21 protein-coding genes are annotated in these 18,853 nt (G+C 34.4%); 15 read left to right on the forward strand and 6 right to left on the reverse strand.

The annotated features are described in order from the left end of the window. Positions 1-23 precede the first annotated feature (23 nt). Positions 24-893 (forward strand): NlpC/P60 family protein, encoded by an 870-nt coding sequence (locus Q0F04_RS05165; RefSeq protein WP_295750937.1) that lies wholly within the window; start codon positions 24-26, stop codon positions 891-893. A 58-nt stretch (positions 894-951) separates the two neighbouring features. On the opposite strand, the gene fucO is transcribed toward Q0F04_RS05165, so the two are convergent. Next, complete coding sequence (gene fucO, locus Q0F04_RS05170) at positions 952-2,115, reverse strand: lactaldehyde reductase (protein ID WP_227994063.1); 1,164 nt, start codon at positions 2,113-2,115, stop codon at positions 952-954. Between the two features lie 157 nt (positions 2,116-2,272). On the opposite strand from fucO, the gene Q0F04_RS05175 reads away from it, so the two are divergent. The 9 genes from Q0F04_RS05175 (at position 2,273) to Q0F04_RS05215 (ending at position 10,699) form a co-directional block, all read left to right on the forward strand. Beyond that, the gene (locus Q0F04_RS05175) at positions 2,273-3,208 is read left to right on the forward strand and encodes an AEC family transporter (RefSeq protein ID WP_295750941.1); all 936 of its coding nucleotides are present in this window, start codon (positions 2,273-2,275) and stop codon (positions 3,206-3,208) included. Between the two features lie 58 nt (positions 3,209-3,266). Beyond that, positions 3,267-3,923 (forward strand): amino acid ABC transporter permease, encoded by a 657-nt coding sequence (locus tag Q0F04_RS05180; protein WP_295750944.1) that lies wholly within the window; start codon positions 3,267-3,269, stop codon positions 3,921-3,923. 3 nt (positions 3,924-3,926) lie between these two features. Further along, positions 3,927-4,667: an amino acid ABC transporter ATP-binding protein gene (locus tag Q0F04_RS05185; protein ID WP_295750947.1), complete on the forward strand. Its 741-nt coding sequence runs from the start codon at positions 3,927-3,929 to the stop codon at positions 4,665-4,667. Between the two features lies 1 nt (position 4,668). Then, the gene (locus tag Q0F04_RS05190; RefSeq protein ID WP_295750950.1) at positions 4,669-5,451 is read left to right on the forward strand and encodes a transporter substrate-binding domain-containing protein; all 783 of its coding nucleotides are present in this window, start codon (positions 4,669-4,671) and stop codon (positions 5,449-5,451) included. A gap of 127 nt (positions 5,452-5,578) precedes the next feature. Beyond that, the gene (locus tag Q0F04_RS05195; protein WP_295750952.1) at positions 5,579-6,784 is read left to right on the forward strand and encodes a M20 family metallopeptidase; all 1,206 of its coding nucleotides are present in this window, start codon (positions 5,579-5,581) and stop codon (positions 6,782-6,784) included. 95 nt (positions 6,785-6,879) lie between these two features. Next, entirely contained in the window at positions 6,880-7,800 is a 921-nt protein-coding gene (locus Q0F04_RS05200) for a LysR family transcriptional regulator (RefSeq protein ID WP_295750955.1), read from the forward strand. A gap of 224 nt (positions 7,801-8,024) precedes the next feature. Continuing rightward, entirely contained in the window at positions 8,025-9,071 is a 1,047-nt protein-coding gene (locus tag Q0F04_RS05205; RefSeq protein ID WP_295750959.1) for an ATP-binding cassette domain-containing protein, read from the forward strand. Continuing rightward, positions 9,064-9,762: an ABC transporter permease subunit gene (locus Q0F04_RS05210; protein WP_295750961.1), complete on the forward strand. Its 699-nt coding sequence runs from the start codon at positions 9,064-9,066 to the stop codon at positions 9,760-9,762. Before Q0F04_RS05205 ends, Q0F04_RS05210 begins: the two co-directional genes overlap by 8 nt. Before the next feature lie 16 nt (positions 9,763-9,778). Next, positions 9,779-10,699 carry a MetQ/NlpA family ABC transporter substrate-binding protein gene (locus Q0F04_RS05215; protein WP_295750964.1) on the forward strand — a complete coding sequence of 307 codons (921 nt, stop codon included), beginning with the start codon at positions 9,779-9,781 and terminating at the stop codon, positions 10,697-10,699. 25 nt (positions 10,700-10,724) lie between these two features. On the opposite strand, the gene Q0F04_RS05220 is transcribed toward Q0F04_RS05215, so the two are convergent. From Q0F04_RS05220 to Q0F04_RS05235, 4 genes are read right to left on the reverse strand one after another with little or no spacing between them, the layout of a single operon-like run. Next, positions 10,725-11,030: a multidrug transporter gene (locus Q0F04_RS05220; RefSeq protein ID WP_295750966.1), complete on the reverse strand. Its 306-nt coding sequence runs from the start codon at positions 11,028-11,030 to the stop codon at positions 10,725-10,727. A 9-nt stretch (positions 11,031-11,039) separates the two neighbouring features. Continuing rightward, positions 11,040-11,867 carry a hypothetical protein gene (locus tag Q0F04_RS05225; RefSeq protein ID WP_295750969.1) on the reverse strand — a complete coding sequence of 276 codons (828 nt, stop codon included), beginning with the start codon at positions 11,865-11,867 and terminating at the stop codon, positions 11,040-11,042. Next, positions 11,842-12,240, reverse strand: coding sequence for a hypothetical protein (locus Q0F04_RS05230; RefSeq protein WP_295750971.1), 399 nt, complete (start codon positions 12,238-12,240; stop codon positions 11,842-11,844). The genes Q0F04_RS05225 and Q0F04_RS05230 overlap by 26 nt, the downstream gene beginning before the upstream one ends. Then, the gene (locus Q0F04_RS05235; RefSeq protein WP_295750974.1) at positions 12,227-12,841 is read right to left on the reverse strand and encodes a M15 family metallopeptidase; all 615 of its coding nucleotides are present in this window, start codon (positions 12,839-12,841) and stop codon (positions 12,227-12,229) included. Before Q0F04_RS05235 ends, Q0F04_RS05230 begins: the two co-directional genes overlap by 14 nt. An 80-nt stretch (positions 12,842-12,921) precedes the next feature. Here Q0F04_RS05235 and Q0F04_RS05240 point away from each other — a divergent pair, with 80 nt between their 5' ends. Next, positions 12,922-13,524: a hypothetical protein gene (locus Q0F04_RS05240; protein WP_295750976.1), complete on the forward strand. Its 603-nt coding sequence runs from the start codon at positions 12,922-12,924 to the stop codon at positions 13,522-13,524. Further along, positions 13,521-14,135: a pentapeptide repeat-containing protein gene (locus Q0F04_RS05245; protein ID WP_295750979.1), complete on the forward strand. Its 615-nt coding sequence runs from the start codon at positions 13,521-13,523 to the stop codon at positions 14,133-14,135. Before Q0F04_RS05240 ends, Q0F04_RS05245 begins: the two co-directional genes overlap by 4 nt. Here the strand turns inward: Q0F04_RS05245 and Q0F04_RS05250 are convergent. After that, positions 14,125-14,655, reverse strand: coding sequence for a TetR/AcrR family transcriptional regulator (locus tag Q0F04_RS05250; RefSeq protein WP_295750982.1), 531 nt, complete (start codon positions 14,653-14,655; stop codon positions 14,125-14,127). The two genes, Q0F04_RS05245 and Q0F04_RS05250, sit on opposite strands and share 11 nt — an antisense overlap. Before the next feature lie 81 nt (positions 14,656-14,736). Between Q0F04_RS05250 and Q0F04_RS05255 the strand changes: the two genes are divergently transcribed. The 3 genes from Q0F04_RS05255 to eno all read left to right on the forward strand — a co-directional run bounded on the left by Q0F04_RS05255 (position 14,737) and on the right by eno (position 18,710). Continuing rightward, positions 14,737-15,108 carry a metal-dependent transcriptional regulator gene (locus Q0F04_RS05255; protein ID WP_040466445.1) on the forward strand — a complete coding sequence of 124 codons (372 nt, stop codon included), beginning with the start codon at positions 14,737-14,739 and terminating at the stop codon, positions 15,106-15,108. Between the two features lie 45 nt (positions 15,109-15,153). Further along, positions 15,154-17,319 (forward strand): U32 family peptidase, encoded by a 2,166-nt coding sequence (locus Q0F04_RS05260; protein ID WP_295750985.1) that lies wholly within the window; start codon positions 15,154-15,156, stop codon positions 17,317-17,319. 62 nt (positions 17,320-17,381) lie between these two features. Next, the gene (eno, locus tag Q0F04_RS05265) at positions 17,382-18,710 is read left to right on the forward strand and encodes a phosphopyruvate hydratase (RefSeq protein ID WP_117573123.1); all 1,329 of its coding nucleotides are present in this window, start codon (positions 17,382-17,384) and stop codon (positions 18,708-18,710) included. Positions 18,711-18,853: the final 143 nt, after the last annotated feature.

Raw genomic sequence — 18,853 nt, forward strand, 5'->3', positions numbered from 1 at the left:
GAGCAATGAGGAGGCCCATAACTATGAAAAAATTAATGCATGTATTTGCGAGTGTGATGATTGCTACATCTACATTTGGAGGCGTTACAAGTGTTGCGGCAAAAGAAAACACACCAGCTTATAAAATTGAATATCAAGATGCAGATTCCATGCAGTCTGTATTTACAAAAGAATTACATAAAAAATATGCGAATGTAAAGTTTAAAAAGAAAACAAAAAACGTATCTGTATATGAATCAAAAAACTACAAGGTAAAAGTAAAAGATTTAGATATTGCAACAGTTGGTAAACAAACTGTTTCTATTGAAGGAAAAAACAAAAATACAAATGAAAAGCACAGTGCTGAAGTAAGTGTCAAGGTAGAAGATACAACAGCTCCTGTAATTACTTGTGAGGATACAATCACAGTGGAACAAAATGAAGCATTTGATATCAATCGCTATGTTTCATTAAATGAAGAAGGAACAGTGACTGTGACTAAGAATGTAGATACAACTAATACAGGAACTTTTACTACTACAATCAAGGCAAAAGATATTGCGGGTAATGTTAGTGAAAAAGATGTTACAGTTAATGTAGAAAAAGATTTCTATCAAAGAATTGCCGATGCTGCATTAGCTCAGATTGGTGTTTATCAAGATTGTACCATGTTAGTGACAAATTCACTTGCTGCAGTAGGAATCAATTTCCATGGTGCACCAACCGCTTATTTAAGCTTAGGACCTTTGACAAATAATCCAGTTCCAGGAGATATTTGTGTATATCAAGGACATGTAGCATTATATATTGGTAATGGTCAAGCTGTTCATGGTGGATGGTATGGAAATCAGACAACAATCTATAGTGTTGAATGTAACCAACCATTTATTGGATATGTTCATGTAAATCGTTAAGCGAGCTCATTTTAGCTCGCTTTTTTTCTGCAAAATAAAAAGAAGGCAAGATGCCTTCTTAGTCTCTTCCGTTAAATGCGTATTTGTATAAGTCGAAGATCAATTCTTTAGTACATGGACGTGGGTTACCACCTGTACATACGTCAGCCATAGCTGAATCTGTTAATGTTGGTAAGTCTTCTTCTTTAACACCGATTTCTTTTAAGCTTTGAGCAATTCCGCAATCTTTACTTAATTGAATAACGGCATCAATAGCAGCTTGACGATATTCTTCTTGAGACATTTCATCAACACCTTCAACTCCCATTACACGAGCGATTTCTCTAAATTTTTCACCAGTGTAATCTTTGTTGAATTCCATAACATATGGAAGTAATGTAGCACAAGCCACACCATGAGGGATTCCGTAGAATGCGCTTAATGGGTGAGCCATACCATGGTCAACACCTAAACCAACGTTAGAGAAAGCCATACCTGTCATATATTGTCCTAAAGCCATGTCTTCACGTCCTTTTGGATCGTTAGCACATGCTGCACGTAAGCTTCTTGAAATGATTTCGATAGCTTTTAAGTTTAATGTATCTGCAAGTTCCCAAGCAGCTAAAGTTGTATATCCTTCAATAGCGTGAGTTAATGCATCAAGACCAGTACTTGCTGTTAAGCCTTTTGGCATACTTGACATCATTTCTGGGTCGATAATCGCAACAACTGGAATATCGTGAGCATCTACACAAACAAATTTTCTTTTCTTTTCAGTATCTGTAATTACATAGTTGATTGTAGTTTCTGCTGCAGTACCTGCTGTAGTCGCAATTGCGATAACTGGAACAGATTTGTTTTTAGTTGGAGCAACACCTTCTAAGCTAACAACATCTTCAAATTCAGGGTTAGCCAAGATGATTCCAATACCTTTACAAGTATCTTGTGGGCTTCCACCACCAATAGCGATTAAATAGTCAGCACCAGCATCTTTAGCAGCTTTTACACCATTTTTAACTTGTTCAACAGTTGGGTTTGCCTTAACTTCATCATAAATTTCGTATGGAAGTCCAGCTTCATCTAATAAGTCTGTGACTTTAGTAGCTACACCAAATTTGATCAAGTCTTTATCTGTAACAACTAAACCTTTCTTTAATCCACGTGCTTTAACTTCTGTAACCACTTCTTTGATGGCTCCAGCACCATGATAACTTGTCTCATTTAAAATAAAACGATTTGCCATAAGTATTATTTCCTCCTTGTATACTTGTTAATTTCATTTTACGAGTATAACCGCTTACATACAAGTTACAGATTGATAATAATGTCACATATGAGTGTTTTAGTGCATATTCTTAAATATTTGTGTTAAAATTTTAAGAAGGTTTTGGAGGAATTTTGTGGAAAATTTATTATTTAGCCTAAATGCAACGATTCCCATTTTTCTATTGATGGTTGTCGGTTATTTCTTAAATAAAATCAATGTGTTGGATGATGTACTGGCATCGAAATTGAATGCATTTGTCTTTAAAGTATCATTGCCACTCTTGTTGTTTGTGGATGTGTCGCAGTCTAATTTTAAAGATCTTTGGGATACAAAGTTTGTAGCATTCTGCGTAGTCTCTACATTGATTAGTATTCTTTTATCAATATTTTTTTCTATGCGATTAAAAGACAAAGAGATTCAAGGTGAATTTATTCAGGCTTGTTACAGAAGTAGTGCAGCCTTATTAGGACTTGCATTAACATCGAATATTTATCCAGACGTAGGGGTAGCTCCTTTAATGTTGATGAGTGTTGTATTTGTGTATAATGTGGTTTCAGTTGTAATTCTATCTTTCTTTAAGGCGGAACAATCGAAGGTTGACTATAAGAAAACTTTTATTGGAATCTTAAAGAATCCACTAATTCTAGGTATTGTTGCAGGTGTACTTGTTAGCTTATTACCTTTTAAATTACCACAAGTTATCAATAAAACAATTTCAATGATTTCAAGTACAGCTACACCTCTTGGTTTAATGGCTATGGGTGCCACTTTTGATTTTGATCAGGCAAAAGGTGAATTGAAACCATCTTTATTCTGTACGTTTATGAAGTTAATTGGCTTTTGTGCCATTTTCTTACCAATAGGTGCTTTATTAGGATTTAGAAATCAAGCTTTAGTTGCCATTTTAATTATGTGTGGTTCCAGTACAACGGTATCTGGTTTTGTGATGGCTAAAAGTATGGGACATAAAGGTGTACTTACATCGAGTGTTGTGATGCTGACAACACTTCTTAGTGCTTTTAGTATTACATTCTGGTTAACAATATTAAAATCGTTTGGATTGATTTAGTTGACCTAAAGTTCACTTTAGGGTGTAGAATAATTAAAAGATTTTAGGGAGGGAAAGTATGGAATTGTTTTTAGAATCATTCCCAAAAATATTTATATCAGGAATTGTGATGACATTACCACTTGCGTTAGTATCATTTATCATTGCCATGTTAATAGCGATTGTATGTGCCATGGTTCAATATGCGAAGGTTCCAGTTATGAAATATGTTGTTCAATTCTATATATGGATATTTAGAGGAACACCAATGCTAGTGCAGTTGTTTATTATGTATTTTGGGATGCAATCCATTGGAGTGAGAATATCGGCGATTACTGCAGCGATTATTGTATTCTCATTAAATACAGGAGCCTATTGTGCAGAAACCATTCGTGGATCGATTGAAAGTGTACCACAAGGACAAATGGAAGCTGGATACTGTGTAGGAATGAGTTATATGCAGATCATGATGCATATTGTTTTACCACAGGCATTTCGAAGTGCATTTCCATCGTTGTTTAATAACTTGATTTCATTAGTAAAGGATACATCTTTAGCTGCCAATATTACAGTTACAGAAATGTTTATGCAGACGGAAAGAATTGCTGGAAGAACCTATCAGTTTATGCAGTTATATATAGAAGTAGCTTTAGTGTATTTGATTTTCTGTACAGTTTTAACTTGGCTGCAATCTTGGGGTGAAAAGAAGCTGAATTATTATCAGACAGGGAGATAGAGTATGGCTTTATTAGAAATTAAAGATATTCATAAATCGTTTGGAAATTTACATGTTTTAAATGGCATTGATTTTACGGTCCATAAAGGAGATGTCATTGCGATATTAGGTCCATCAGGATCTGGTAAGACGACTTTACTTCGTTGCATGAATTATCTAGAGACAGCCGATGCAGGAACCATGATTTTTAAAGATCAATCTTATGATTTGTCTAATACATCAAAGAAGGATGTTGCCCAACTTAGAAAGCATACGGGATTTGTGTTTCAAAATTATAATCTATTTGCGAATAAGACAGCCCTACAAAATGTAACATTAGGTCTTACTGTAGCGCGAAACGTTTCTAAAGAAGAAGCAAATAGGATTGGTATGCAGATGCTTGAAAAAGTAGGAATGAAAGATCGTGCTGATCATTATCCTTCCCAATTATCGGGTGGACAACAACAGCGTGTCGCCATCGCAAGAGCATTAGCAACATCTCCAGATATCATTTTTTTTGATGAGCCAACTTCAGCGCTCGATCCAGAGTTGATTCAAGAAGTTTTAAGTGTTATGAAAACATTGGCTAATGAAGGAATGACTATGGTTGTAGTCACACATGAGATGTCTTTTGCCAAGAATGTTTCTAGTCATGTGATTTTGATGGAAAAAGGAAAAATAATTGAAGAGGGTAATTCAAAGGATTTCTTTGAAAATCCTCAACAAGAACGAACAAAAGAATTTTTAAGGAAAGAGGAAATGTAAGATGAAAAAATTATTAGCAGGTTTATTAAGTGCAGCTATGGTATTTACTTTAGCAGGATGTGGATCTTCGAAAGATCATTTAGCGACGATTCAAGATAAAGGTGAAATTACCATTGGTTTAGAAGGTGATTGGCAACCATTCTCTTACCATGATAAGGATGATAAACTGGTGGGTGTTGATGTGGAAGTTGCTAAGAATATTGCCAAGAAATTAGGTGTAAAAGCTAATATTGTAGAAGGTAAATGGGATGGATTATTAACAGGTCTATCAACAGGTACGTATGATTTAGTTATTAATGGTGTCGATATCACAAAGGAAAGAGAAAAGAAATTTGATTTCTCTACACCTTATGCGTATGATCACACAGTTTTAGTTGTTCGTAATGATAATACGACAATTACTTCGTTTGATGATTTAAAAGGAAAGACCACAGCCAATTCGATTGGATCTACTTATATGGAATTGGGTGAAGATTATGGGGCTACTGTAAAAGGTGTAGATGATTTAACGAAATGTATGGATCTTGTAAAGAGTGGTGGTGTGGATGCGACAATCAATGCGGCTACTTCTATCAATGATTATCTTCAAACGACAAAGGATAGTTCATTTAAAATTGTAGATCAATCCAAAGAATCTACACCATATGCAATCCCAATGGTAAAAGGGGATGATAATACTTCTTTAAAGAAAGCTGTAAATAAGGCTTTAAAAGAATTAAAAGAAGATGGAACTTTGTCGAAGATTTCTATCAAGTATTTTGGTGAGGATCTAACGAATGAATAAGCGGCTATGCCGTTTTTCTTTTTGTTTAAAATATAAAAATAATTTATAGCCAGGTATAAATAAATAGAATTTGAATATAACAGTTGTTCTTTGTACAATAGACTCAAATTTTAGGAGGAACTATTTTATGTCGGGATTAAAGAATCAAATTTCTCAATTTATAGATACAAACGCAAAAACCTATCAGGATATTTCTTTGGCAATTCATGCCAAACCCGAAGTGAGTGATTTTGAATATTTTGCCTCTCAAACGTTGAGTGAACAATTAAAAAAAGAAGGCTTTGAGATTGAATTACCAGCAGCCGGACATCGTACAGGTTTTGCGGCAACCTACAAAAGTAATAAGCCAGGACCTACGGTTGTCTTTTTGGCAGAATATGATGCGCTTGCCGGTTTAGGCCATGGTTGTGGTCATAATGTGTTTGGAGCTACTTCCTCACTTGCCGGTGCGGCTTTAAAAAGCGTAGTGAATCAAATTGGTGGAGAAGTACGAGTATATGGAACGCCTGGTGAAGAGGGTGGACAAAATGGAAGTGCCAAAGGTTCTTTTGTAAAGAAGGGCTATTTAAATGATGTGGATTTTGCCTTATGTGTACATCCTGGTTCAGGGCCAGAAGACGGATTAAGTACACGTAATTATGCGTGTGCACCTGTTGATATTGAGTTCTGGGGAAAACCAGCTCATGCAGCAGGTTGTCCTCAAGACGGTATCAATGCCTTAGATGCGCAGATTTTAACGTATGCAGCTGTTGGTGTTTTGCGACAACAACTAACAGATCGTATTCGTATTCATGGTGTGATTGTTGATGGTGGAACAGCTCCTAATGTGATTCCAGAATACACAAAGGCAAAATATTATATTCGTGCTGCTGATATTGATACGTTGCATGAATTATATGAGAAAGTAGAGAATATTGTGAAGGGTTCCGCTTTACAGACGGGTTGTACTTCTAGTATGAAGTTGTATCAAAATTTAGTAGAAAATATGGTTTTAACACCTTCTTTGGATGCAATCTATGAAAAATATATTACAGAACTTGGCAATACCGTAAAGCATGTCGAAGATGTGGTAATGCCTGGAAGTAGTGATGTAGGTAATATTAGTCAGGTTGTACCTACGATTCAGCCTCATATTAGTATTACAGATGTACAGATTGCAGGACATAGTCAAGATATGGTGAATGCTTCATGTTCTCAAAAGGCAATGGATGCGATTGTCAAAGGGGCAAAAGCATTAGCTTTTACGGCACTTGAATTATTTGAAAATCCGGATGAGCTTGCGAAAGTGAAAGAGGATCATGCTTGGCATGTAGAACATCAAAAGGAAAATTAACCTATGTACTTTAAGAGCTTATCAAGCTCTTTTATTTTGGAATCTTGAAAATCAACAAATATTCATTAAAATAATATAAATAAAGGAGACTGAAAATGACGCTTCAACAATTACTTTATGTACTAACAGTGTCAGATGAGAAATCTATGAATAAGGCGGCTGAAAAGCTTTTCGTATCTCAGCCTACTTTAACGTCTGCTATTCAATCACTTGAAAAAGAACTGGATATTCAAATCTTTAATCGTACAAGTCATGGTGTTACTGTAACGAATCAAGGACGTGAGTTTTTAACGTACGCAAAACAGTTGTACCAACAATATGAATTATTAAAGAATCGCTATGAAGATGAGAGTTTAAGAAGAAATAAGTTTCGTGTTTCTTGTCAGCACTATTCGTTTGCGACCAAAGCATTTGTGGATACAGTGAAGAAGTATGGGACTTCTAAATATGATTTCGCAATCAGTGAAACTAAGACGATGCATGTGATTGAGGATGTGGGAAACTCATTGAGTGAGATTGGAATCTTATATTTATCGAATTATAATCGTCGTTTTATGATGAAACAATTTGATGAATGGAATTTAGAATTTCATAAATTAGCCAATTGCGATGCCTTTGTGTATTTGTATAAGGGGCATCCTCTTGCCAAGAAAAAATCAATTACGTATGAAGAATTATTGCCCTATCCAAATATGACTTTTGATCAAGGTGATAATCCTTCGATGTATACGGCGGAGGAGATATTGGTTGAAAATGAATTCCCAAGAAAAATACAAGTGAATGATCGTGCTACAATGCTGAATTTAATGCGTGGACTCAATGGATATACTTTATGTTCTGGAATCATTAGCCGCGATTTAAATGGGGATGACTATGTGGTTGTTCCTTATGAGGCAAATGTAGAAAATCCAAATTCCATGATGGAAATTGGGTATATCACAAGAAAGTATACGGTATTAAGTGAGATTGGTGATACGTATATTGAAACAATGAAGGATTATTTTAGTAATAAATAATTTTTATAACTGCTTCAAAAATTTAACAATTAGACAATAACTAAACCTTCTTGTAGAATACAGACATGCAAGGAGGAAACGAATATGAAAACAATGATGATGTCAATGATGCAAATGTATATGTGTATAAATGTGACCCGGTTTTCGATTCGTTTGTCGCGTGTTTAAGTGCGCAAAGGCCGGGGAAAGTCCTCGGCTTTTTTTGTTAGATTGGAGTGATATGAATGATTAATATAGAACATTTGGATAAAACCTATCATTTAAAGAATGCGGACGTACATGCTGTAGATGATGTTTCATTACATATTGAAAGTGGGCAAATCTATGGTGTGATCGGATATTCGGGTGCAGGTAAGAGTACTTTAGTTCGATGTTTGAACTTTCTAGAGATTCCAGATTCTGGAAGTATTGAAATTGAAGGTTTTGGTAAGGTAAACGCAAATCAAGGAAGTTTAGATATAAGTCAAAAAAAATTAAGAGAGTTAAGAAGATCGATTGGAATGATCTTTCAACATTTCAACTTATTAGATCGAAGTACTGTGTTTGACAATGTGGCCTATCCATTAAAGTATACGGGTTTATCAAAGAAAGAAATTGAGGCTCGTGTAGATGAATTATTAGATTTAGTGGATTTGGCAGATAAAAAATATGTATATCCATCCCAACTATCAGGTGGACAAAAACAACGTGTAGCCATCGCAAGAGCATTGTCTAACAATCCTAAAGTATTACTTAGTGATGAAGCTACTTCTGCTCTAGATCCAGATGCGACAGAATCGATTTTAAAGTTATTGAAAAATTTAAATAAAAGATTAGGAATCACAATTATCTTGATCACACATGAAATGAGCGTGATTAAATCTATCGCAAATCGTGTGGCGGTTATGGAAAATGGTAAGGTTGTTGAAGAAGGAGATGTATATGATATCTTCGCAAATCCAAAAAAGGAAATCACAAAGAAATTTATTAATTCAGCTTCTGCTTTATCAAACATCACAAAGTTGATTGAGAACAAGACAATTATTCCTACAGATAGTAAATTAGTTAAACTTATATTCACTAGAGATAGTGTGGGTAGTGCAACCATTTCAAAAATATCTCGTGAATACAATGTGGATGTAAATATCATGTTGGCCAATGTGGATGTCGTCAATGCGGATGCCTTGGGAGGTATCATTGCTTCTATTGAAGGAACCAAGGAAAATGTACAAAGTGCTATTGATTTTCTACATGAATCAAATGTAAGGGTGGAGGTGATTCACAATGCCTAAATTTATAGCAGATTTCTTTCCAAACGTTGCCAATTACTGGGATATTTTTAAACAAGCTTTACAAGCAACTTATCAAATGTTTTTCATTGCAGGATTGATCACATTACTAATTGGAGGTGCCTTTGGAATTTCATTGATTGTCACAAAGACAGATGGTATTAAGCCAAATCGAATAGTTCACTTTATTTTAGAAGTCATCACGAATGTGTTTAGGGCAGTACCATTTATCATCTTATTGATTTTCTTGATTCCATTAACACGAAGTATTGCAGGTACTTCAATTGGTGTCAAAGGAGCTATTGTTCCATTAGTATTTGGAGCCGTTCCATTCTATACAAGACAAGTTGAAACGGCATTAGCAGATGTAAATCCAGGAAAGATTGAAGCGGCAAGAAGTATGGGAAGTTCAACACTAGGAATTATCTTTCGTGTTTATTTACATGAGGCGTTGCCTGATTTGATTCGTGTTACAACTATTACAGCCATTTCATTGATTGGACTTACAACGAGTGCAGGCGCAGTAGGAGCTGGTGGAATTGGTTCATTCGCAATCAATTATGGACAAAACTTACATTATCAAGATGTCGTGAATCTATGTGTGATCTTATTATTGATTATTGTTTCGTTGATTCAATTATTGGGTAATACATTATCAAAAGCGACAACGAATAAAGAATTATTTCATAAATAAAAAGGAGAAAAGGATTATGAAGACAAATAAATTATTTAAAACATTTTTAACAGCCGGCTTAGTAGCCACAACATTACTTACAGGATGTGCATCAAATTCAACAAGTGAACCTGTAAAAATTGGTATTCCAAGTGATGCCACAAATGGAGGAAGAGGATTATTGCTTCTAGAAAAAGCAGGCTTGATTGATGTGGATGACAAGGCTGGATGGACTCCTGAATTGAAGGATGTCAAAAAATATAAATACAATATTGAAATTGTTCCTACACAAGCCAATACATTAGTTTCAACTTTGGATGATTTTGGAGCAGCTACAATCAATGGTACATATGCGATTCCTGCTGGATTAAAGCCTAAAAAGGATGGCTTAATTACAGAAGTACAAGAAGTAGGAAGTGATAATCCATTTATTAATGTGATCGTTGCACGTACGGCTGATAAAGATAATGAAGATTATCAAAAGGTAGTAAAGGCATACCAAAGTCAGGTGGTAGCTGAATATATTCTAGAAAAGAATAATGGATCGAGTGTTCCTGCATTTGAATATGACAAAGATTATACAGTCGATAAAAACTTCGTGAGTGATATTGAAGGATATCAATCAAGTTCAGATGGAAAGAAAGTTATTAAGATTGGTACTTGTGGTTCTGCCGATACATTTAGAGCTGTACAAAAAGTATTAGACGATGAAAATTCAGGAATTTATTTAGATGTAGTTGTATTTGATGCATATAATTTACCAAACGAAGCCTTAAATAATGGTGAAATTGATTTGAACTCATTCCAACACAAAGCTTATTTGAAAAACGAATGTGAAGCGCAAGGATATGATTTAACTGCGATTGGTGATACAAGTTCTGCTCCATTGACTTTATATTCTAAGAAAGTGGATTCTTTAAAAGCATTAAAAGAATTAGCTGGTAAAAAAGAAGACTAATAAGAAAAGCCGATTTCTCGGCTTTTTACTTTATTAATTGAGCAATATCTTCTTTTAGCTCATCACTAAACTCATCTAGATCATCCATAGTGATTGCTCCATCGCGCAATAATCCTAACAAAATGATAAACATATTTGAACGAGATACATCTCTTGCCAAAACACCAGGACTTTTATAATCATCATAAATTTTCTTTCGTAGTGTTGAATATTTATCGAAAGATGATGCATCTGAATTTAGTATATCCTTATACTCTTCAATCAATCTATCCATATAGGCTTCTTGCCAGCCACCTAGTTTCTTTCTAAATAATTTCCAATCTTTTTCCATGTTGACCTCCTATTGAAATAAAGTTTTAATGATTTGATCAACACTCATAGAGTGCAATTGATCTGTATCTTTTAATGTTTTTGAATTCCAATGAAATAAAGATACATTGTTTGGTTGTGTAAAACTCGAATCGACAGTGCAATCTGGGTAGCGATTATACCAGTCTGGATAATAAGTTTCCATGATTTTTTTGGCATATTCGACAGCTTGTGAATTGGAATTTCCACTTAAATCATGTGTGCCTGAAATCTTGACTCCAGGAGGACTTGAATGCACAATCAGCAAGCTTCCATCCTCACATACACCAAGTACAATATAAACATGGGCATTTGCCATAGATACAATATCTCCTGGTTTTGCGTCTAGTATGGAATCACTATATGTTCCTAGTTTCATATTCGCAAATGTTTTTGTCATTTCTTCGGCCTTTAATACATAGCCATTACCATGATTGGATTTAGTTTCTAATGTATTGTAGATGGCCCAGCCTACATAGCCTGAACAATCTAATCCATTATGGATTTCATACATATAGTTTTCATAGTTGTATGTACTATCTTGTGAAGCATAGAAAGTTTTCCATTCTTTAGATAAACCCAAAGTTAATGCTTCCGTTCCAGAACCAGTTTGTGCTTCGTTCCAACCTCCCCCATAAATATAGAGTGTTTGACCAACGGGTTTTAATGCGTTCTTTAAAAAATCAGTTGTAGTATGAATCGCTTTTGTTTGAAACTTTGTTTCTTCTGTTTTATGACATGAAGATATCCCAAAGATGATTATGAAGATAATCAAGATTGGCAAAAGGATACGGTCATAGCGAATTTTTCTTTTTTTCATTATTCTTGCTCTCTTCTATCAATTCATCAATATAAGAATCATCAATCTCAAAACCTAAGTAACATAAACCACGATAGATGAAGTTCATATCACTTAAATTCAGGATTTGATGCATCAATTCTTTTTTCTTATCGTTGATCAAAGACATATCATAATCACTAGTATTACCACAAGGATGTGTGCACGTTTTACAGCTTGGCGATATCTTGTCTTTTTCTTCATGTACTAAATCAATTAGATCTTGTGTAACTGTATGATTTTTTAAATGTTGAAGACAATCTATAATAATTGTGTCTGTATTTTCTGTTTTTGGATTTGAATCCACAGTTTTAGAAAGTCCAATTAATGCGGACCATAATTTAGTTTCTATCAAGTTTTACCTCCTCGTTAAAATAAGTATCTGGATAGGGTTCATCCTTTAAAGTGTAGTGCCACCACTCGGATTCTAAAGGGATAAATCCATTATCTAACATCAAATTTCTTAATGTCATGCGATTGTTTATTTGATGATTCGTTAATCCTTTTGTGTATAATGGACCCGAAATATCGCCAAAATAATCAAAATAAGATCCCATATCTAATTCTTTTCCTGTTTTTTCATCAACTAAAGTTAAATCGACAGTGCTACCTCTGGTGTGTGCAGATTTTTCGATGATAAAGTCATTCTCGAAAAGATCACTTTTGGAATATTCAGGATAGAAGATGGATTTCATTTTATCATCTTCAGTATCTTTCCAAGTCATGAAATGATCAAGGGCACTTTGCGGTCTGTAGGCATCCCATATCTTTAATCGATATCCCATTTGTCTTGCTTTTGAGTTGATTATTTTTAATTGTTCCACCAATTCTTTTGTTCCTAACGCTACCGGATCAATATAGCCATCAATAATTTTGCCGATGAAGTTGTAAGTTGTGCAATAGCGTATTTCTAAAAGAATATCGGGGATTTCTTTTTGTATATTTAATAATTTCATGTGTATATTCTAATACATTTGTTTATGTTAATCTACTCATGTTTTGTGTATAATACTTCATGGAAATGAGGTAATGAATAATGAAATTTAGTGATATTGATTTTTCAGCCATTTCAAGAATGATGGACAATATGAGCGATGAAGAAAAGAATAAGTTAAATGACATGGCTCAAAATATGATGAATAATATGAAACAAAATGAAGAGCCTGAAGAAGAAACTGACTTTTATGAAGCTTTAAATATAAAGGAAGAAGATTATGCAGATTTTCCTGGAAGTGTCTTAGACCAAATTGAAGCAGGTAGTGATTTAGAAGTCTATTATGAAGATGTGAAGGATGCGGATTTTAGTGCGAGTGCATTATTCTATGCGAAAGCCACTTTGAACATGTTGCGAAAATACATCTATCCAGTATTTAAAAATTTCTTTGATGGATTTAATAATCCTTCTACGACAACAATCTATTCTTATTTATATCCTTTGATGAATCAGGATAATATTCATAAATTGTTTGATGAAGAATTTGGTACACCAGAAGGATGGATGGAACTTAAAAATGCGCTTCAACAAATCTATATTATATTGAACCGTGCTGAATATGATTTTGTGAGTTATGAAGATTTACAATTATTAAAAGATATTTTATTTAATCAAGAAGTGTTATTGAAAATTAAGAGTCTATGAAAAAATTAAAAATAAATACGAGTCTAGAACCAATGGATGAATGGACATATGAATCGTATGTGAGTGATTATACATTTGAGAATGTATGTATTGAAGAAAGTTTAGATAATATCACAATGGATGGTTGTAAATTTAGTAAGTGTCAATTTAAGGATTGTAACTTTAGCTTTATTGAATGTATGGATATTGTCTTTGATCATTGTGAATTTGAAAATGTTCACTTTAATCAATGCAGTTTAAGTCGCGTTCATTTTATTTCCTGTCGAATTAGTGGAATGGAGCTTTCACAAAGCTTAGTTCAAGATACATTATTTCAACTATGTAAAGGGCATTATTGTGATTTTGGTGGTAGTACATTTAAAGATTGTATGTTTGACATTGATGATTTAACGGGTTCTGGATTTATTCAATGTGAGTTGAAAAAGACTTCATTTGATAAATGTATATTAAATTCAACAGAATGGTTTAATACGGAATTAAAAAAGCTTGATTTCTCAAGCTGTGAAATTGAAAATATGGCAGTGTCGAGTGATAAATTAACGGGTGTTGTATTGAATTCATCTCAAGCACTTGAATTTGTGAAACTTTTAGGCGTTGTAGTTAAAGATTGACATATTGTTTCAATCTTTCGGGCATGGATTCAATCAACATATTGACGAGTGTCTCAATGTCTAAATACATATTTTTTTCTACCCATGATTTTGTCATTTCAATAGAGCCATGACAATACATTTGAAGTAGAAAGTCAAGTTGTGGATCAATGGTTGTTTTTGTTTCGATTTTCTTTTTGTAGAAATCATAGATACAGCGATAGTCATAGTTTGTCAAAGAATTGTAGTCATCTTCTTTAAAGGCTTCTTTAAAGAAAGTGCTTTGGCTTTGAATAAATGTAAATTTTTTAATCAAAGCTTCTTTTAAAGTAGTTTGATCAGCCATTTCTTTAAAAGAATCTAGACACAGCTTTTCAAAGTACCAGTTTACTAAATCTTCTTTATCTTCGAAATTACGATAAAATGTTTGCCTTGTCAGATTCGATTCTTTCGTAATTTGTGTGACTGTAATCTTGTTTAAGGGTTGTGTTTTTAATAAGTTTAATAGCGCATTTGCGATGGTTAATTTTGTATCATTCATATATTTATTATATGTCATGTCAATTGACTTTAAAAGAGGACTAGCTTAAAATTAAATAAAAGAATTAGAGGAGTAATAAATATGCAGTTAGGCGAATCGATGGAAGATTATTTAGAGGCCATTTTAGTTTTATCAAAATGTTTGGATCATGTTCGTAGCGTTGATGTCGCAAGTTATTTGGGTTTTTCTAAGCCTAGCGTTTCACATGCCGTAAAGTTATTATCTGAACAAGGATTGATTGTTTTAGATGTGAGTAAATTTTTGACATTAAGTGAAGAAGGAAAGAAAATCGCAGAAGAAACGTATGCACGTCATACTTTCTTTTCAGACATGCTACAAAATATTGGCGTACCTAAAAATATCGCGACGGAAGATGCTTGTCGTATTGAACATGTAATTTCACAAGAAACTTTTGAGGCAATTAAAAAGTATTATCAAAATAATAAAGACTAGCTATAGATTGTATCTGTAGCTTTTATTTTGAAAGGAGCAAGGAAAATGAAACCAGAAATATTAGCACCCGTAGGAAGTATGGAAGCATTAAATGCAGCCTTAGCGGCAGGGTGTGATGCCGTTTATTTTGGATTGCCTAGTTTTGGAGCTAGGGCATTCGCAAATAATTTTGATTTAAAAACCACAAAAGAAGTCATTGAAAGATGTCATTTGTGTGGCGTAAAAGTATATATTACGATGAATACTATATTATATGAGGATGAAATTGAGGATGCCTACAATATGGCAAAAAAGGTTCATTCCTTTGGCGTAGATGCTTTGATTATTCAAGATTTAGGTTTTATTCATCTTTTACATCATAGACTACCAAACTTGGTACTACATGCTTCTACCCAGCTTTCGGTTTCTAATCCTTATCAAATTGAACAATTAAAAAAGTTGGGTGTAAAGCGTGTAGTTTTAGCTAGAGAATGTACGAAAGAAGAAATTCAAGCCTGTGTAGATACAGGTATTGAAGTGGAAGTCTTTGTGCATGGAGCTTTATGTATTTGTTATTCGGGACAATGTTACTTTTCAAGTGTGCATTATGGACGAAGTGGAAATCGAGGCATGTGTGCACAGCCATGTCGTATGAAATATAACCTTTATGAAGATGGAAATAAAGTGGATACGCATGGAGATTATGTATTAAGTCCAAAAGATCTTTCTTTGATGGATGAAGTCAATACATTAGCGAATATGGGAGTTTGTTCCTTAAAAATTGAAGGCCGAATGAAGAGTGCTCCTTATGTATATGAGAGTGTTTCTCAAGTCAAAAAAGTATTAGAGAATAAGGAACGCAGTCGTTTGGATGAACAGAACCTACGTGTTACATTCAATCGTGAATATACTTTAGGACATATGTATAAGGCGAGTGGAAATGAATTAATGAATAGTAAGACTTGTAATCATCAGGGAATTGGAATTGGTAAAGTTGTTAAGGTAAATAAAAATAAGATTTGTATTCAATTGAGTCAAGACCTTCATCAAAATGATGGGATTCGTTTTGAAAGAGAAAACTTGGGTTGTCATGTGAATTTTATGTATGATAAGAAACAAAAGTTGATTTCTTTTATGCCAAAAAATAATACGGTTTTAATCGAAGGACCTGTTGGCGTGCATGTAGGCAGTGTTGTTCGTAAAACGATGGATTCTGAGTTGAATAAAACAATCGAAGAAAGAATTCGTACATCCAATCGTCAAAGCAAGGTCAATGCGATTGTGACTTGTAGTGCAGTTGGAATGCCTATGGTGATGGAAGTATATAAGGATTCGACAAGAGTTAGTGTTTCTACGGATATTAATAGTGTTAAAGCTTTAAAGCGGGCAACGGATGAAGAAACATTGAATAAACAGTTTTCTAAGACAAAAGATAGTTGGGCAAGTTTTGATCAGATTGAATATCATTTGGGTAAAGATATTTATTTTCCAATTTCTGTGATGAACCAACTTCGAAGGGATGCTCTAGAAAAAATGAAAGAGGCTTGTTTAAAACAGGGAATGCTTGTTGAAAAAGAATATAGTTATGTTCCAACTGAAAGTAAGACAACGTTTGATTTATTTGAAATTAATGCAGTGAATCAAAAGGTGGATGATTCAAGTTGTTATGTAAGTGAAATGTTGAATAATGAGAATGTATTAAATAAGTCGAATATTACAAGAATCCATGGTGTAGTCAATGCGCATTTAGGGGATGGAAAGATCGTAGATTCATTAAATATTTCCAATTCATATGGTGTAGCGGCAATTTTAGAAATGGGATATGAAAGTTGTGTTTTAAGTGATGAATGTGATACATATCAAGTTGAAGCGTTGATGAAGGCATTTATGGCTCGTTATCATTTTAATGCTCCAGTCTACAAGACTTTGTATCAGAAACGTCGCTTGATGACGATGAAACATTGTCCTGTAAATACAGCTTTAAAAGATGGAAAACGAGTCAATTGTGGATTGTGTCATAATCATCGTTATGAGCTTGAAGGCTTAGATGGAAAACGAGTGTTCTTACTTGGTGATAAAGATTGTCACATGCGATTGTATGATGTGAATGTTACAGATGAGATTCAAAATCGAAAAGATTATGAATCGTATGGAATAAAACATTTTCGATTTGTGTTTACTGACGAGAACCAAGAGGAAGTTAAAAACGCTTTCAGAGCCTATAATCGTTGATTTTAGATGGCTTGCGTGCTATTATTTTATTAGCTTAAGGCTTAGAGGAGGATATTTTAATTATGCCTATTATTGTTGATGTATATGCTCGTGAAGTTCTAGATTCACGTGGAAATCCAACTGTTGAAGTTGAAGTAACTACAGAATCTGGCGCTTACGGACGTGCTATGGTACCAAGTGGTGCAAGTACTGGTGTTCGTGAAGCTTTAGAATTACGTGATGGTGACAAAGCTCGTTACTTGGGAAAAGGAACAACTAAAGCTGTTGAAAACGTAAACACTAAAATTGCTCCAAAAATTATCGGTATGGATTGCCGTGACCAGGTATTAATTGACAAAACAATGTTAGAATTGGATGGAGACCCATTCAAGAAAAATTTAGGTGCTAACGCTACTTTAGGTGTTTCTATGGCTTGTGCTTTAGCAGCTGCTGATTTCTACGGAGAACCTTTATACAAATACTTCGGTGGATTCAACGGAAAAACATTGCCAGTTCCTATGTGCAACGTTATCAACGGTGGATCACACGCTGACTCTACAGTAGATTTCCAAGAATTCATGATTATGCCAGTTGGTGCTAAGAGTGAAAAAGAAGCTGTTCGTATGGCTGCTGAAACTTTCCACGCTTTAAAATCAGTATTAAAGAAAAAAGGATACAACACTAACGTTGGTGACGAAGGTGGATTTGCTCCAAGCTGTAAAGATGGAAACGAAGAACCTCTTGAATTATTAGTTGAAGCTATGGAAGCTGCTGGATATGTTCCAGGAAAAGACATGAAGATCGCAATGGACGTTGCTGCTTCTGAATTCCACAACACAGAAACTGGATTATATGAATTGAAAAAATCTGGTCAAGGAACTAAGACTAGCGATGAAATGATCGACATGTACGAAGAATGGATCGCTAAATACCCAATCATCTCTATCGAAGATGGATTAGGAGAAAGCGACTGGGACGGATGGAAAAAATTAACTGATCGTCTAGGAGACAAAGTACAATTAGTTGGTGATGACTTATTCGTAACTAACCCTTCAATTCTTTACGAAGGAATCGAAAAAGGAATCGCTAATGCAATCTTAATCAAAGTTAACCAAATCGGTACTTTAACTGAAACATTCGACGCTATCGAAATGGCTAAGAAACACGGATACACTTGCATCGTATCTCACCGTTCAGGAGAAACTGAAGACACTACAATCGCTGACATCGCTGTTGGATTGAACGCAGGACAAATCAAGACTGGTTCATTAAGCCGTACAGACCGTATTGCTAAATACAACCGTTTAATGCGTATTGAAGACGAATTGAACCAACGTGGAACTGTTAACGTTGCTGAATACCTTGGAGACAAGACTTTCTACAACTTGCCAGCTGTTGAATTCAAAAAGTAGTATTTCACTAAGAACTTTAGCTAAATAAGACCCTTCGGGGCAATGTCATTAAGTTAAGAAATGACAAACCATCCGGATACTATTGTCTGGATGGTATTTTTTATTTGAAAGCACGACGAAAATTGTAGTATTGCTACTACATT

Source organism: uncultured Holdemanella sp., from assembly GCF_934772795.1.
GTDB lineage: Bacteria > Bacillota_I > Bacilli_A > Erysipelotrichales > Erysipelotrichaceae > Holdemanella.